Here is a 15,590-nt window from a genome sequence, read left to right on the forward strand (position 1 = left end):
ATATTTAATGTTGCTCAGTTGTCATATAATAAAAAAATGCATCATATTCATTGTTATCGCATGCTCTCTTTCGACCACACTCTGGGCACATACAGAACAACCTATTTCCTACCCTAATGCGGTAAGGCGGGCCTTAAATCATAATCCATCCATACAGAGCTCTAAGACTTCAATTGAAGCAGCTTATGGTGCTTTGAAACAAGCAAATAGCATGCGTTGGCCTCAGCTTGGGTTAGAATTCAATGGAGCGCGGAGCAATAATCCTCTGTCTGTATTTGGGTATAAATTAAGTCAAGGGAATGCATCATTTGCTGATTTTGGTGCCGATCAATATACAGGGCCAAGTACCTTATTTACGAGACCTAATGCGTTAAATCATCCTGGTTATTACAGCAATTTAGATACCGCGTTTAAATTGACTCTACCCATTTATTCAGGTGGAAAAATAAAAGCACAACAAGAAAATACTCGCGCATTACTGATATCCGCTCAGCATGGGAATCAACAAGCACAAAACCAATTAGCCTATCAGCTTTATATGTCTTATGAAGGTTTTTTAACAGCCAATCAATTAATCCATGTTGCCCAACAACAAGTTACTCGCGCACAAGAATTTTTAGCAACCACCAAAGCGTTAAGAAAGCAATCAATAACTTTAGATAGCGATGTATTGATGGCTGAAGCTTATTTAAATAGCTCCTCTCTTGGGTTATCAAGCGCCCGATTACAAGCAGAAAATGAGCTGGATAACTTCAGAACGCTTATGGGCAATCCTAATAGTTCTCTTATTCCGAGTCAGCATACTCCGTTGAGGAAAAGAAACAGTGGATTAAACTCTCTAATATCAAAGGCGCTGGAAGAAAATGCCTCGCTTAAAGCGCTTCGTTCTCATATAAAAGCCGAAAAGGCAAATATTCTTGCTTCGCAATCTTTATATAAACCACAAGTAAATCTTCAACTAAGACATGATTGGAATGGCTACACCCTCGGTTCAGGATTACCCTCAGATACAATCGCTTTAGGTGCTAATTGGACACTCTTTAGTGCAGGAGAACGTGCAGGAGCTGTTCAATCGGCTACAGCCAAGGCGAAAAAGGCACAATTTGAATTGGATGAACAACGTAATCAACTCAAACTACTTCTTAGACAATTAACACGTAATGAGATGCAATTTAACTATGAATTGCAATTAAGCCGTCAAATGGCTCAAAAAGAAGAAGAGGCCATCAAAAAATTAAGCAAACGATTTGGCCGAGGCTTAATACCATTAAGTGCATTATTAGAAAGCCAAATGAAATTGACTCAAAGCAAAGCGCAAGAACTTCAAGCCTTACATCAATTAAGACTCACTCAAGCACATATTTTGATGCTAACGAATCAATTAATTCCCAAGGCAACCACGAAAGCCTGATTAACTGATACCTCTAAGGGAGACGTATTGTGAATTATATTCCTTATTCAAAGGATAAATTAAATAAAGCAGGGCAACTGGCAAGAACGTTTATTCAGTCAAAGCTTACTCTTCTGTTAATCATTAGTATTTTGTTATTTGGTGCCCTGGCTTTAGAGCGCACACCAAGAACCTATAACCCTGAAATTATTGTCCCAGTGGTAACCATTTCGGTGAGCAGGCCTGGCAGTGACACCCAGGAAATACTTAATCAAATCGTTCGCCCCTTAGAAGGGCTGATGGCTTCTATCCCCGGAGTGGAACATACCTACGGAATGGCTATAGATGACAGCGCTTTGGTAACGGTACGCTTTAAAGTAAATGAAAATGAAGAGAGTAGTCTGGTTAAGGTTTATAACCAGATTAACAGTAACATGGACAAAATGCCTCCGGGCACGTTGATGCCCTTAATCCGTTCAGTTAGTTTGTATGATGTTCCATTGGTAACAGTTACCTTGCATGCCAAAGGTGAAAATCCACTCAAGCTTCGCACACTCGCAAATAAAGTGTTAGAGCAATTACGTGCAGTACCTCAGGTAGGAAAAAGTTGGGTAATGGGCGCATCGCCCAAAGCCATTCGCGTATGGCTTAATCCCCAAAAAATGGCAGAGCATGGCATTTCAATTGCCAATATCCAACAAGCGTTATCCATTAACAACATCAGCCTTGATGCGGGTACTCTGGAGCATCGATTCAGTGAAACCCCTTTACGCATTGAGGGCTCATTGATTTCCAACAAGGATTTAGCCAACATCATCATTGGCACTGATGGTGCAAAACCCATTCTGTTAAAGGAAATTGCCGCTATTGAGGAAGGTCCTGAACAAGAATCCATTGCTTCTTATTTTTCTTATGGATCACATGTGAAGCAAAACAACCCTGATTTAGAACCTGCTGTAACCATTGCGTTAGCACGTCAAAAAGGAAGTAATGGGGTAGATGTGGCTCAAGCAATCCTAAAAAAACTTGAACTGATGCAACATGATAAATTGATTCCAGAGACCATTGGGGTCTCAATCACCCGTAACTATGGTGATGAAGCAAATGATGCAGTCAATACCCTGGTCGAGCATTTAGGTATTGCGATTGCCAGTGTTGTTGTTTTACTCATGCTATTTTTAGGTTGGCGAGAAGCATCCATCGTAATTTTTTCCATCCCACTCATTTTATGTTTAGTTCTTGGGATTGGCTGGTTGTCGGGACAAACGATTAATCGTATTACCTTGTTTGCCCTGATTCTATCCTTGGGCTTATTAGTTGATGACAGTATTGTGGTGATTGAAAACATTCATCGCCACATAATGAAAGGAGTACAACGGAATTTTACCCGTTTAGTAATTTATGCCGCCAATGAAATTGGCAAACCAACAATTATTGCCACCTTTACGGTGATGTTGGCTTTGCTACCTATGGCTTTTGTTGGTGGAATGATGGGCCCTTTTATGGCCCCTATTCCGTTTAATGCGCCTTTAGCGATGATAGTCTCGCTTTTTATTGCCTACAGTGTCGCGCCCTATCTGGCATATCGCTGGCTCAGAAAAAAAGCACATAGCCAAATTAATCAAGAACATCATGCGCATACAACGCTATTGCAGCGCATTTATCTTTATTTATTCAAGGGATTACTCGTCTCATCTAAAAAGCGACATTTATTTTATCTAAGTATCGTGATTCTTTTGGGTGTCGTGTTATTGCAGCCTTTATGGCAATTTATTCGTCCTGCGGGCGCGAATGGCCCATTAAGTCCTCTCGGCGTTGAAATTAAAATGCTACCCGATGATAACGTCAATACATTTTTAATTTCCGTTGATGCTGGGCCTAATGCCACTTTAGAAAAAACAACCGCTGTAGTAAAAGCGATGAGCCAAATAATTAAACAAAATCCTTATGTCTGTGACTATGAGCTGTATTTAGGGGAAACAGCACCTGAGGATTTTGCCGCCATGGTGCGTGGAGATAGTCTGTTACGAGGAAATCAGTACAGTCAGATTCGTATTAATTTGCTTAATAAACATGACCGTAGCGTAGGCTCTCATGAAATAGCCGAAGCGGTATATCAAAGCCTTATGCCGATTAAAAAGCAATACCCTGAAAGTACTATTAAACTTTTTGAAAGTCCTCCAGGCCCTCCTGTTCGCTCACAAATGGAAGCTGGTCTTTATGGTCCTAATTATAATGACTTAAGAATAATTGCTAATAAAATCACTCAATTGGTATATCCTCGAATCTACGGCATGATTAATATTGATAATTCCGTCATGTCAGATGCAAACCAATACCGTATTGAAATCAATCACAACGCAGCAATGCTCGCTGGACTACCGCCACAAACAGTAGCGCAAGAAGTTGCATCTTTTTTCAAAGGAGTTTATGTAGGTAATGGGCATGAGTCAAACGCCAGAGAGCCAGAACATATTATCTTGAGATTGCCACGTGAAGCCCGGGAAGATGCTCATGTCTTAAATCATCTCTATCTTAAAAACCACCAGCAACAACTAATTCCGCTGGCACAAATTGCCAGGTTACATCTTGGTAAAGAGCAAAAACCTATTCTTACTAAAGATCAAACTCCTATTGTTTATGTGACAGGTGAAGTTTTAGGTTCCAGTCCTGCGTATGCAGTCACTTCTGCGACACAAATGCTTAAAAACCCACCATTCTCGCTCGAGATAGGTAATTTAGGCTTTCATGAAGAGCAACCACAAAACTTGACCAAGAATCAATTATTATGGCTTGGAGAAATGCGTTTAACCCTTGATGTATTTCGTGATCTCGGCTCGGCCTTTATTGTGGCTATTGTATTAATTTACATTTTACTGACTGCTTTTTATCAATCTTTTTTTATTCCTCTTATTATTATGGGGGCCATTCCTCTGACGATTATTGGTGTATTCCCAGGCCATTGGCTCATGCACCAACCGTTTACAGCAACGTCCATGATTGGCGTAATTGCTTTAGCAGGGATTGTAGTTCGTAATTCCCTATTATTGATTGATTTTATTTTGGAGCATCAACATCGAGGATATTCGATTGAACAGTCAGTGATTGAATCAGGAGTTGAGCGTCTCTTGCCTATTATTTTGACTGCTTTAGCAATTATTTTAGGCTCCGCCGTCATGTTATCGGATCCAGTATTTGGTGGGCTTGCCATATCCTTAATGTTTGGTTCTTTTGCCTCAACTGTTCTTACCTTATTCTTAATTCCTTTAATTTATTTAAGTTGGTGGAAAAGAATGCATAAGACGAGACAATGACTAGGAGAAAAATATGAGTATTGAACGCATTATTCGAATTGTTGCAGGTTTTTTCATTTTGATTTCGCTAAGTCTTGGAGTTCCTGCTAGCCCAGTCTACATCAGTTCTAAGTTTTTATGGTTTACCGCTTTTGTCGGTGCAAATTTGTTGCAAAGTGGATTTACTCAATTTTGCCCACTTGAAATGATTTTAAAAAAATTCATTAAATAAATTCGATATAAATTAGGGTCTGTTGACAATTGCTTTTTTAGCCTACGTTCCATTCCTTATGCGCGAAATCCAGTAAAGGCGCATTAAAAAAAGGTACATTTATGTGTGCTCTGTATAAAGACCACGCGGAAACTAGGCGGAATTAAATTAATGTCAACAACCTCTAATTAAAATAGGTACCGTTCAAGTTGAATTAATTATTTTCCTATTTTTACTATGTGGCGTTTTTCTTCAGTTTATGAGCCCACCATAATAATGCTATGGTAATAACTGCATTAATTGCTATTGTCCAATAATTAAAAGTTGCAGTTAATTGCATGAATTTCATATCGATAGGCAATGTTATAAAGTATGGCAATAAAATATGGCTAATGGTATGAAAGAACTCTGCTCCTGCAAAAGAGATCACTATATCTCTGAGACTACACATTAGAATCTCCTCATAAATTGCAACCCCATTATTTAAATTATAATATAAATGATTCAAAAATGTTCATGAACTTATCGATTGAAATTAAGAAGTAAAGCAGTGGGGCAGGCCATGCCCTCTTTAGTGATAAGTGTTAATACCGCTTCGACCGCTTTGCATCTTAATAATTCTAATTCTTTTCGCGAAAGCCTTCTGTTACTCATCTGAATAGTGGTGCTTTTTAAAAGCTAGTCACAAAATATATTAACTCAAACAAAACAAGCCGTAACAAAATAAAAATGAAAGATTAGTGCACATTTAGTTTAACTTAAGTAATGTTTTTGTGATTATTTACTATAATAAAAGTAATTCATAATCAACTGGACTTTTATAAATGAAAGTAAAGTGCTCATCTCTAATGCTTAGCATATTGTTAGCCAATTCAGCTCAAGCAGGTATGTTAATTTGTGGTAAACAACTTGGTGTTTAGTCTTGTACAGCTGGCCAAGAACGCTTAATGCTCAAAGGTGTAGCCTTTCAGCCGCAAGAAAATGTTGATCCACTCAGCGATGATCAATTAAGTTATGTACAAAATACTTTAATTCCAACGCTAAAAACTATCGGTGTTAATAGCATTCGTGTCTATCAAGTATGCCCAGGTGGCACTTGCGCTTCCCACCGTAAAGTTATGAATTTATTAAGTGCTAATAATATTTCTGTTTTAGTAGGATTAGCTGATTATAAAAAGTGAACAACGTGTACTGTGAATAGAGATACAGGTGATTATCCATCAACATTATATAAATGCTACACAGCTTAAATCGATGAATTTAGCCAATATCCTAATGTGTTAGGGTTTTCTGTTGGCAATGAAGTATGGTTACAACCGAGTAAAGTAGATGAAAATTATTTAAGACCCTCACCTACGATGAAGGCATTAATCAGAGATATGAAGGCTTATATTAAAGCGAGTTCTAATCTTAAATATAAGCTTCCAGTAGGTATTGTGCTTAGAGATACCCCAGATGTCACCATTCCTTTAGCGTACTATTACGCCTGCCATTTACCAGAGGAAGCACAAGATACATCAGCAGATTTTATTGGCTACAATGTCTATCGTTGGGGAGCAGGCTCTGACCCGGGTTCCTACCCCTCTTTATTAAAAACTTATATCGGATATAAACCCGTCTTACCTGGGGGCAATGGCGATAGTCAAAGCAATGGGTTTGCTGGTATTAACGTACCCGTCATTTTGACAGAATTTGGCAGAATAGACTCGCCTCGTTTGTTTGCTCAAGTAGATTGGATGTTTAATAACGGAGCGAAGGTGGTGAGTGGCGGTATGGTTTTTCGTTTAATTCAGCGACCTAATGAGGGTAATTTTGGCTTATATACGGATCAAACATTACAAACACCCACAACCAATGGAGGTTTATCTAATTTAATCGCGGAATTTAATGGAACTCCCCAGTTGAGTTTAGATGCCGATGCAATCGCAGTAAAAAAAAATCACTTGTGATCCGGCGCAATTTCCAGGGATGGATCAATTTCAATTAGATCCTAATCAGCTTCCGCCTTCACCTTCAAAACCTTCGGGGGAAATGACATTGCAATTTAATGTAGATGATTTAAAACTTCCCTTACAGGATATTTCATTAAATACTCAAGATAAAGGTAATAATTGGACATCAGCTAAGACAGTAAACGATCCAACCAGTACGAATTATACAGTTCAAATAGCTAACCCCAAAAACAATTTGCAAGCCATTGGAATTAATTATAACGGTAAAAATGGTGCTTGCATCATTAGGCCTGCGAACCTCATTTGTACAAATAATAATTGTGATAAATTATATCCTGTCGCTGCAAAATGGTCCCCTAACGGCCAAGGTCCATGTACGATAATTAAGAATTAATCAAATAAATAATTTGAGCATCAGTGGGGTCAGGCCCTGACCCCGTAAATATGGCCCCATAAGTAGAAGTGTAAGGAGGCTCAACAGGAGATTTTGATTCACATCGCGATGCCTTTATAACTGCCACAAATTGCGCTCTTAGGATATTTAAGCCCGAATCAATTTGAAAAATATAGTATTTTTTTAACACTTGGGAATAAAATTTTGCTTCCCCACATTAGACTGATTAGAGATCTCAGATAATTGTTTCTGAGGCATTTTATCAAAAAAAGCTACTGGTTTATCTTGCCCATCAACTAAGTAAGAATTATCAGCAACAACGTTTAACAACCTATCCTTGTACGCTTTTTGTGAAATAGAATTCTGCGTATCGTGTTGCACATTAGTAGATTTAAACAAGCGTATGACTTCTGCAGCCTCTACGTTATTCCTAGATAATGCTATATCCAATGCGGTGGTACCATCGTCTATTTGATAGTTTACATTTGCACCAGTATTAATTAATGCAACTACTATCTCAGGGTTGCCGATAAATGCAGCAATGAATAGGGGTGAGAATTGATCCTTATCAAGAACATTAACATCAGCTCCATTTTTTAATAAACTTAAAACAGACTTTTCTTTATTGTTGAAAATCGCGCTTATTAATGGGGTATTAAAATTAAAGTCTTCTTCTTCAAGATCTAAATCTAATGAAATTAAATATTCTATAAGCTCAGAATGGCCCATCACTGCTGCACAATGGAGTATGGATTCACCCCTCTCATTACAATGATTTATATCTGCGCCGTTACTAATTAAAAATTTTACCGCTTCAATATGGCCTTCCTGTACCGCGATCGATAATGGAGTTTCACCATCATATCGCTCCTCATCAATATCGTTTATTTTTGGAAGCAGTACCTTCATTGCTTCAATATCACCAGATTGGGCAGCAAGAAAAAAAATCGATACATGATCTTCATTTGCTCTATGTAAGATCTTTTTATCAATAGGGAGAGGGCAAGTAGAGTTAAGTCGGTATGTCAGCGTTGGGTCAAACTCTAAACCAAAACAGCTCATACTAAAAACAGTGAATTCAGAGGGCTTGTACTCCGCTTTCTCTTCCTCATCAATTTCGATCTGAGGGTTAAATGCTTGATACAACGCCTCAGCTAACTCAATACTATTTAGTTCTTGGTGATAAAATCCAGTAATTTCAGACCTAATCAAATTATCCGCATTTAATAATTCCCATACGTCATGTTCTTGATTGTAGCTTAAAGCAATCGCATGTTCATCAGATTCTAGAATAAAGCCAACCACTTGTTCACATGATTGGAGTAGCGATTTTAATTCTTCAAAATAAATAGTAAGTTCATCTTTATTTTTAGCATGATAAGAGCGATGCAAAAGTTTGGGGGCTGCATTCTCTAATTGTTTGGGGGCCGAAACTTTATGGTTTGCAGCGTAGTTTTGCATTACATGTTGATCATAAATTTCAGGATAAAAATCAGGGTGAAGCTGTAAGATAATGCTTTCAAAAAAAGGACGAATTTCAAGGCATGCAAATTCTTCATGGGTTAGAACTGGATTATCTTTGATTGATTGTTTAATTTTATCATATGCCATTTGAATATTTTGTAATAACTCATCTGGGTTTTCTTGGTATCGTTCAATTAGTTCGAACCGGCTATAGAGAGTAGCTCTATCGTTACAAAATAACGCATCTAAATATTTACATGAGAGACCATAACATACTCCTTTACTTTTCCCTTTTTTGGGGTTCATAAATAATCCATTAATAGCAACTAAATGTTCATGATTAAGCATAGAAGACTACAAGGTTAAGGCAATAGATAATTGCCACGCCAACGACATATGCATAATACACAATGATTATTAATTAACTATTAAGTGTTTTATACCTCCAGTTTTTTTTCTTACGAATTATTAGGGTGTGTTTGTACACGACCATATTTCTTCATCTTGCATAGAACCAAATTGTGGGCGAAAGAAGAGTATTTTTTCGAGTGTAACCCCACTCATTAGACAAGCGGATCGCATTGAATCAAACCTTTTTGAATATTGAATTCTTTGTAATCTGCGTCACTCCATAATGCATTATGGAAAAATGGATTGATTCAATACTCACATCTATACTTCCAATATGGAGGGCAAAAGAAAATATCATGGTTTTAAAAGAGAATATAAATAGATTGCTTTCTGATTTATCCAAAATAAATCAAGCAAATCAGGAAAAAATATTTAAAGACAAGAGATTGTCAGAACTCTGCTTATCTTTAAAAAACTGTTTAGAGCGGATGAACGAAACTGGTGAAGATAATCTAAATCACGAGCTATTAAATTCTCTCGAACAAAACCTCATTATGTTATCAGTACACTGGCAAAACAATTATCTTAAATCAACAAAATTATCACCCTTGTTTCATAGTTTTATATCGCATTCGGCTAAGTTCCTGGTTTTATGCAACCCTAATCCGTCTATAGAAGAGCTGGTTGATCAAGTCTCATCGAATACTATAAGTACAGAAAAGAAAATAAGCACCAGACAGCTCATAAATAAATCTCTGTTAAGAGATCGAGATTCTGAAGAACAATTGATTTTACTCCGCAAACTGAAGTTTGCCCAAGTATTCCTTGGAATTCCTCGTGGACAACTGCCTTATGACCTTATTTTGTCCATAAACGAATCCTTATCAGACAGACTTAAAAGAACAACAGAAGTAAAAAACTTTACTCAATACATTGATCTTTTGAATAATTCTGATTGCTTATATCTCACTAATCCCAATTTGCAATCCTGGTATACAAAACAAATGCCTGATGAATTGAAAGGAAAAAAAATTGTACCCTTAGGATCTACACAAGATGAACTCACTCGTTTAGAGAGCGCTAACCATGTGGTGTATTGCTTGGAGCGTATTACCAATTGTGTTGCTTTAATTGTTATAACCGATGATCTGCTGTTTGTTTCCCATGTTTACTCTAGAGACAGCTGTGATGGAAAAACAATGAATGAGTTTAGATCAAAGATTATGGAACATCTTGGTAATCCAGAAAACCTTCAAGTTTGCATTGTTGGATATCAGATAATGTTCCCAAATCATTTTACACTTAGAGCCGATCAAAAAACCCTTCAAATTAATGAGTTTAAGTCGGTTGATCACCGAGGTGATATGGATGTTTATTTCGATGCGGAAAATAACCAGATAGTTGTTAACTCAAAATTTGATGACAAATGGCATGTATATAAAGGTGTGTTCTTAACCCCAGAACAAATGAAATTAGAACAAAATGTCGAACAGCAAGATTTTAGACACCAATAAGTATCAATAACGTCCAGACCCATGAAGAACAATCTAACCGCACTTATGAGATCATTAATGCCTTACACAACTAATGTTCTTGCTTACAGACCATATCAATTATAAGATATTTAAAAATTACACCTCGTGATTTTCTATACAGGAAAATAATTTTTTTTCTCAAAGTTTAGGGATAAATATATGAATCAATTTTTAAAAGTAAGTTGTGGTTTGGGGATAATGACCGCTTTAATAGGTGCTACTGCTCAAGCAGGAACAATGGGTCCTGTGCAAGTAAATCATGCGGTTATACCCTTTGTCAGTGCTGAAGCTTCTTGGACTGCATTTGATTTGGATTTTTTACATTCTACCGTTACTGCCATTTCTTCAAATAAAGATGCTTGGGGTGGTCGTGTGGCTGGTGGTTTAATTTATTCCTACTTGAATAATTTTAGTTTTACAGCAGAAACCGGTTGGTCTTATTTAGGTAAGAAGAATGAGTCTAAAAACAATGGTTCAAGCACCGGGTCTCTTTCTTTAGATGGCGCAGACCTTTTATTGGGGGTTTTATATAAACCTACCCATTTTGGTGTGTTTCTCAAAGGCGGAACGTTTTTTGAAAATGCACGGTACAAATTCGCTAATAGTAAAGTAAGTACATTATCAATAAGCGGTTCAAATGTTGTTATAAACAGTGGATTTACCGGCAATTTAAATCAAAGCTATATTTTACCTGAAGTGAAGGTAGGCGCGGTTTATGATATGCAGCGTTGGGGAGTATCAGTAGCTTATACCCATGCTTTTGGTATCACGAATCCACAATTTGATTTTAACGTTGATTCTCCAGCTAATAACGTTATCAACATTAACGCGGTGCCTAATTTAAAAGGTGTACAAGTTAATTCTGTTCTTTTTGGTGCTTATTATAAATTTGCATAATGTTCTTCTAAGAACATTTAAATTTATCTGTGAAATCTCAAAGAATAAAATAAGTGAGTTATTCCGCTTCTTAGAAATATTATTCTTAGGCATGATTAATCAAAATCATGCCTTCGCTCTAATTAAAGACGAACTCCTTCCAACAATTCATTAGTTGAGATAATAAGTCGTTTATTTTCTCGATCCACTGCAAAATAAAATTAGTTATCTGATTGGGAGCTGTAATCAGAATTTATGTACCCAAATAAATAGGAAATTAGTATAATTTGTACTTAGGCCGGCAATGTTGCCTCATTTTTTATTCAATTTTTGATAATATAAATGAAATTTTGAGCAAATCAAAACAGGAGAGGAAATGCTACAATTTTTTAAAACAAAAAAACACCATTCTCAAGGTAGAAATTACGAGGGAGAAAAACACCTGAATACCTATGCAGACTATCTTGATAAGGTTATAAAAGACCCAACTCCAGAAAATATTAAACAACTAAAAGATACTGGTAATAATTTTATTGCTGCAATTGATGCTGAATCTCGCGAGACTCAGTCCTTGACATGTACATTAAAATAATATTTGTCAAAAGTTGTCATTCATTTATGACTATTCCCATTTTTCTGGCAGTTCAAAGATATATGGAGTAGATTTTTCTACAGTTGTTAATTTATAGAGATAGGCGCATTCCTTTTCAATACAGGATGAATTTCTTTTATAGATTATTGTGTACCTGAAAAGAAACAAACTGCACTTAGTGCAGTTTGCAAAAGGATTGTTTTTCTTTACTCAAGAGAGGGGATATGGGTATTGTACTGTTCGGTTTCTTTTGGCTCCGATGGCTGCTTAAAAAATACCCCCAGGTATTTTGTTTTTTCTTTTAACTTGGCCTGCGTTTTATCCAGGTTTGTACCAACTTCCTCGACAAGTGCCTTCTTTTTCATTGTTCTTTCTTGTACTTCCTGAAGCCTTTCATTAATCCCATTTATATCACTGCTTAGTTTTTTGACCTGGTCTTCACAATGAAATATTGCACCATCAACGCTACCTATTTTGGCCATTTCCCGATATCCAGGCGACTCGATGCTGTCGCTGGTATTTTTCAAATGCTCTTTAACCTCAAAATTCCTGTGCGCTTCATTAGTGATGTTACTATGAATATAATTAGTTAATAATTTTTGAACATAACTTTTTTCTCCTTCATCGAGTTCACGAACCACTGTGCTAATCTCGTGCAGCGCTTTCTCGTAATATTCTTTTTGTTTCGCAATGGCTTCTAATTTTGTTAATATTTGATTAACAGCTGCAACATCTCCTCCATGTTGTAAAAGGGCTTGATCATAACGCTTCTGGAGCTCGTTGACTTCAGAAAACAATTTTTCCAACTCTTTAAGCTTCTCGTAAATGAATATATTGGCTACAATTATCAGTAAAGCAATTAGTATATATTTTGATTTACAAGATATTGTTGCATACATTTCCGGTGTAACTTCTCTTTCTTTTTTAGCAAAAACATAAGCAGCAATAAGACGTTCTAACCAAGGATTTGCTTTGGAGCGGAACATTGGTTCGAGCAGATTTACTGCAACTGCAAAGCTGCCAGCTTTCTCGCGGACATCATAAAACATTTGGTCCAATAATAATTTGCAGGCTGCGCTTATAGCGAGATTGTCTCTTGGATTGGCTGGCCGTCTTCTAGGAGCAGTTGATGTTGCGTCAGAATCGGTAGAGTTGTTACTTTGCGAACCAGTAGAATTAGTACTCTGCGAATCAGTAGAATTAGTACTCTGCGAACCAGCAGAATTAGTACTTTGCGAATCAGCAGAATTAGTACTTTGCGAATCAGCAGAATTAGTACTTTGCGAATCAGCAGAATTAGTACTTTGCGAATCAGTAGAATTAGTACTTTGCGAATCAGCAGAATTAGTACTTTGCGAAGTAGAATTAGTACTTTGCGAATCCGCTGTCTGTCCGCTGGAATAAGAAGCACCATTCTGTACTGTCTGGCCTGAGTTTGAAGAATCTACACTTGTTGTACTGTAGTTTAAATTATTCTGATCGAACTCATGCGCCATACGATCAAGGCGTCTATCTGCCTCTCTCGTTGCTTCAAAAATTTCTTTTAGTTCTTCGTATCCTTCCTTATAAAGTTCTGCCACTAATTTTTGCTCGTCTGATAATCGCTCTTTCAATCCACGTGTCTGTATTAAAGGTCGTGATGGTGTTTTAGTTGGACGTTTATAACCACCAAAAAATTGCCTATAGTCCTTTCTCGTATACATAAATCACCTCATAAAAGAATATCTAACCTAATAGACTTAATAAAATTGGTGATTGCGAGAAATACTAAAAGCCAGGTTTGCTGAGCCAGGCTTAATGAGTATGTAACGAATACACTTTCCTTCATTAAGTCTTATCAGCGACGAACCCGTTTAGTGATTAAAACTAGGTAGTACCAGTCCTCCTTAAATCCTTTGGGAGAAGATAGGCCGCTATAACTGAAGTTTTAATTACAATCAGTTATTGTTCAATAATTATACCACTGGACATTTTATTATGCAATACAAAATTTATAAATAGCAGGGAGAATATAAATGATTCAAAATTTCCGTGAAGAGATGCTTTAGAAACTGCAATTAGAAAAGCTAGAGATGTTTAGGTTTCTTTACCATTTTAAGCGACCTAATAAACTATCATTTTTATCCTATACTAATAAAAACACTGGAATTTATAGGCCGTATTATGAATTCAGATCCTCTTAATCCTGATTCTGAAGAGTCTCAGACATTACCATTAGACTCACAAACAGGTCCAAGAATGGAAAAGAAACCTGTTCCGGCTCCTGATTCAGATCTGATCGATTACAGTGTTGATCCTGAGCAAGAATGGCGAGTTTTTCAAAATAACTCAAAAAGTCTTAGTAATGCATGGAATAGCGATCAGGAACATTACGCCCAGCTTTGTCATGCTGCGGTTGAACAATCGCTGCAAAAGCTAAATACTGAACCCATGACTGTTAAATCGTTATATGAGTTTTTAGCCGAGCAAAGACATGCGATTGCGCTACAATTGAACCAACCCTCAAAGAAGAGAGTTGGGATCATGAGATCCTATGATGAACCGGGCAATCCAACTACTCCAGTTTATCCAAATGGCAAGTATCAAGATTTCTTTCCAGAAGTTAAAGAACGAATCCGGTCGTTATACAATAAAGTGCCACAGGCACAGGGTGGATATGTAATTCAGAAAGATACTAACAAGGGAAATTTCAGGCGAGGTGACTGGGTAGTCATAACCGATGGCGATTTGCCCTTGACAGGAATTACCTATCCCAAAGAACCGCTGCCACATATGATGGGGTTCGATCCGAGTTTTAATTTTCTTCACACCGAAGCCCAACATATTCCCAAAGTTTATGAAAAAATTAATAAGCTGTTTCATGCAGTTCTTGAACATCCGGAGCCAACAAAAGAAAACATGCAAAAAATAGGTGAAATGGTATGGTATTTGGCTCATGCCATGCCTTGTGATCGCGGTAGTGCTGCAACGACAGAATTGTTTGCCAGAACGATGATGAAAAAAATTGGTTTACCGGTTATACCCTATGAGCATCCAATCCCCTTGGACTTTGAGGCTTTAATTGAACCAGATAAAACAAAATTTATTGAACGTTTTACCACAGATTTCTATCCCAAACTTAATCAATATTATGCACTGACTGCTGAGAAAGAAACATCACAAGATATTAAACAAAGCACCGATCTTTCTTTATCTAACTCTTCTATTTTTAAAAATTTTAAGCAGGAATTAAACAAAATTGTCCAAACAGCAGGTGAAATTTTGGAAAATTGGAGTTCGCCAAAAAATCGATAACAGTTATTCAGCATAGCTTGCACTTATGGGGTCAGGCCCCTTCCCCACTAAAGTCTGTTGACATTTCATTTAATTACGCCTATTTCCAGCGCTTTATGCCTGAGAGATGGTCACAAAAAGTGACCATTATTTTTAAAAAAAGAATAATTTTTTTTGAAGTGCATGAAGATATGTGATCCAATATATTTTCGACATTATAAGGGTTCACCATCATGCACTTGACTGAATTATTACATAA

General features: G+C 36.9%; 11 protein-coding genes and 1 pseudogene. 9 read left to right on the forward strand and 3 right to left on the reverse strand.

Going from position 1 to position 15,590, the window contains the following annotated elements:
- The first annotated feature begins 7 nt into the window (after positions 1-7).
- Genes ELY20_RS12760 through ELY20_RS12770 form a run of 3 tightly spaced genes read left to right on the forward strand, consistent with a single transcriptional unit; the run spans position 8 to position 4,915 of the window.
- The gene (locus ELY20_RS12760; RefSeq protein ID WP_110142840.1) at positions 8-1,411 is read left to right on the forward strand and encodes a TolC family protein; all 1,404 of its coding nucleotides are present in this window, start codon (positions 8-10) and stop codon (positions 1,409-1,411) included.
- A 29-nt stretch (positions 1,412-1,440) separates the two neighbouring features.
- Positions 1,441-4,704, forward strand: a complete 3,264-nt coding sequence (locus ELY20_RS12765; RefSeq protein WP_199739238.1) for an efflux RND transporter permease subunit — start codon at positions 1,441-1,443, stop codon at positions 4,702-4,704.
- 13 nt (positions 4,705-4,717) lie between these two features.
- Positions 4,718-4,915, forward strand: a complete 198-nt coding sequence (locus tag ELY20_RS12770; RefSeq protein WP_110142839.1) for a YgaP family membrane protein — start codon at positions 4,718-4,720, stop codon at positions 4,913-4,915.
- 214 nt (positions 4,916-5,129) lie between these two features.
- Here the strand turns inward: ELY20_RS12770 and ELY20_RS12775 are convergent, their stop codons facing one another.
- The gene (locus tag ELY20_RS12775) at positions 5,130-5,345 is read right to left on the reverse strand and encodes a hypothetical protein (RefSeq protein WP_110142838.1); all 216 of its coding nucleotides are present in this window, start codon (positions 5,343-5,345) and stop codon (positions 5,130-5,132) included.
- A gap of 493 nt (positions 5,346-5,838) precedes the next feature.
- On the opposite strand from ELY20_RS12775, the pseudogene ELY20_RS12785 reads away from it, so the two are divergent.
- Positions 5,839-6,843: pseudogene (locus tag ELY20_RS12785) on the forward strand (hypothetical protein); the annotation flags it as partial.
- 19 nt (positions 6,844-6,862) lie between these two features.
- The gene (locus ELY20_RS12790) at positions 6,863-7,240 is read left to right on the forward strand and encodes a hypothetical protein (RefSeq protein ID WP_110142835.1); all 378 of its coding nucleotides are present in this window, start codon (positions 6,863-6,865) and stop codon (positions 7,238-7,240) included.
- 183 nt (positions 7,241-7,423) lie between these two features.
- Here ELY20_RS12790 and ELY20_RS12795 read toward each other — a convergent pair whose 3' ends face one another.
- Entirely contained in the window at positions 7,424-9,010 is a 1,587-nt protein-coding gene (locus tag ELY20_RS12795) for an ankyrin repeat domain-containing protein (protein WP_158618884.1), read from the reverse strand.
- Between the two features lie 401 nt (positions 9,011-9,411).
- On the opposite strand from ELY20_RS12795, the gene ELY20_RS12800 reads away from it, so the two are divergent.
- The 3 genes from ELY20_RS12800 to ELY20_RS12810 all read left to right on the forward strand — a co-directional run bounded on the left by ELY20_RS12800 (position 9,412) and on the right by ELY20_RS12810 (position 12,058).
- Positions 9,412-10,569 (forward strand): hypothetical protein, encoded by a 1,158-nt coding sequence (locus ELY20_RS12800; protein ID WP_110142832.1) that lies wholly within the window; start codon positions 9,412-9,414, stop codon positions 10,567-10,569.
- A gap of 180 nt (positions 10,570-10,749) precedes the next feature.
- Positions 10,750-11,487, forward strand: coding sequence for a hypothetical protein (locus ELY20_RS12805; protein WP_110142831.1), 738 nt, complete (start codon positions 10,750-10,752; stop codon positions 11,485-11,487).
- Positions 11,488-11,842: 355 nt separating this feature from the next.
- Positions 11,843-12,058 carry a hypothetical protein gene (locus ELY20_RS12810; RefSeq protein WP_110142830.1) on the forward strand — a complete coding sequence of 72 codons (216 nt, stop codon included), beginning with the start codon at positions 11,843-11,845 and terminating at the stop codon, positions 12,056-12,058.
- Positions 12,059-12,264: 206 nt separating this feature from the next.
- Here the strand turns inward: ELY20_RS12810 and ELY20_RS12815 are convergent, their stop codons facing one another.
- A complete protein-coding gene (locus ELY20_RS12815; protein ID WP_126955586.1) occupies positions 12,265-13,761 on the reverse strand; it encodes a hypothetical protein in 1,497 nt (498 codons plus the stop codon).
- A gap of 460 nt (positions 13,762-14,221) precedes the next feature.
- On the opposite strand from ELY20_RS12815, the gene ELY20_RS12820 reads away from it, so the two are divergent.
- Complete coding sequence (locus tag ELY20_RS12820) at positions 14,222-15,352, forward strand: type III effector AvrB4-1 (RefSeq protein ID WP_110142828.1); 1,131 nt, start codon at positions 14,222-14,224, stop codon at positions 15,350-15,352.
- Positions 15,353-15,590 lie beyond the last annotated feature (238 nt).

Origin of the sequence: Legionella qingyii, assembly GCF_003990155.1 — a bacterium.
Classification (GTDB): domain Bacteria; phylum Pseudomonadota; class Gammaproteobacteria; order Legionellales; family Legionellaceae; genus Legionella; species Legionella qingyii.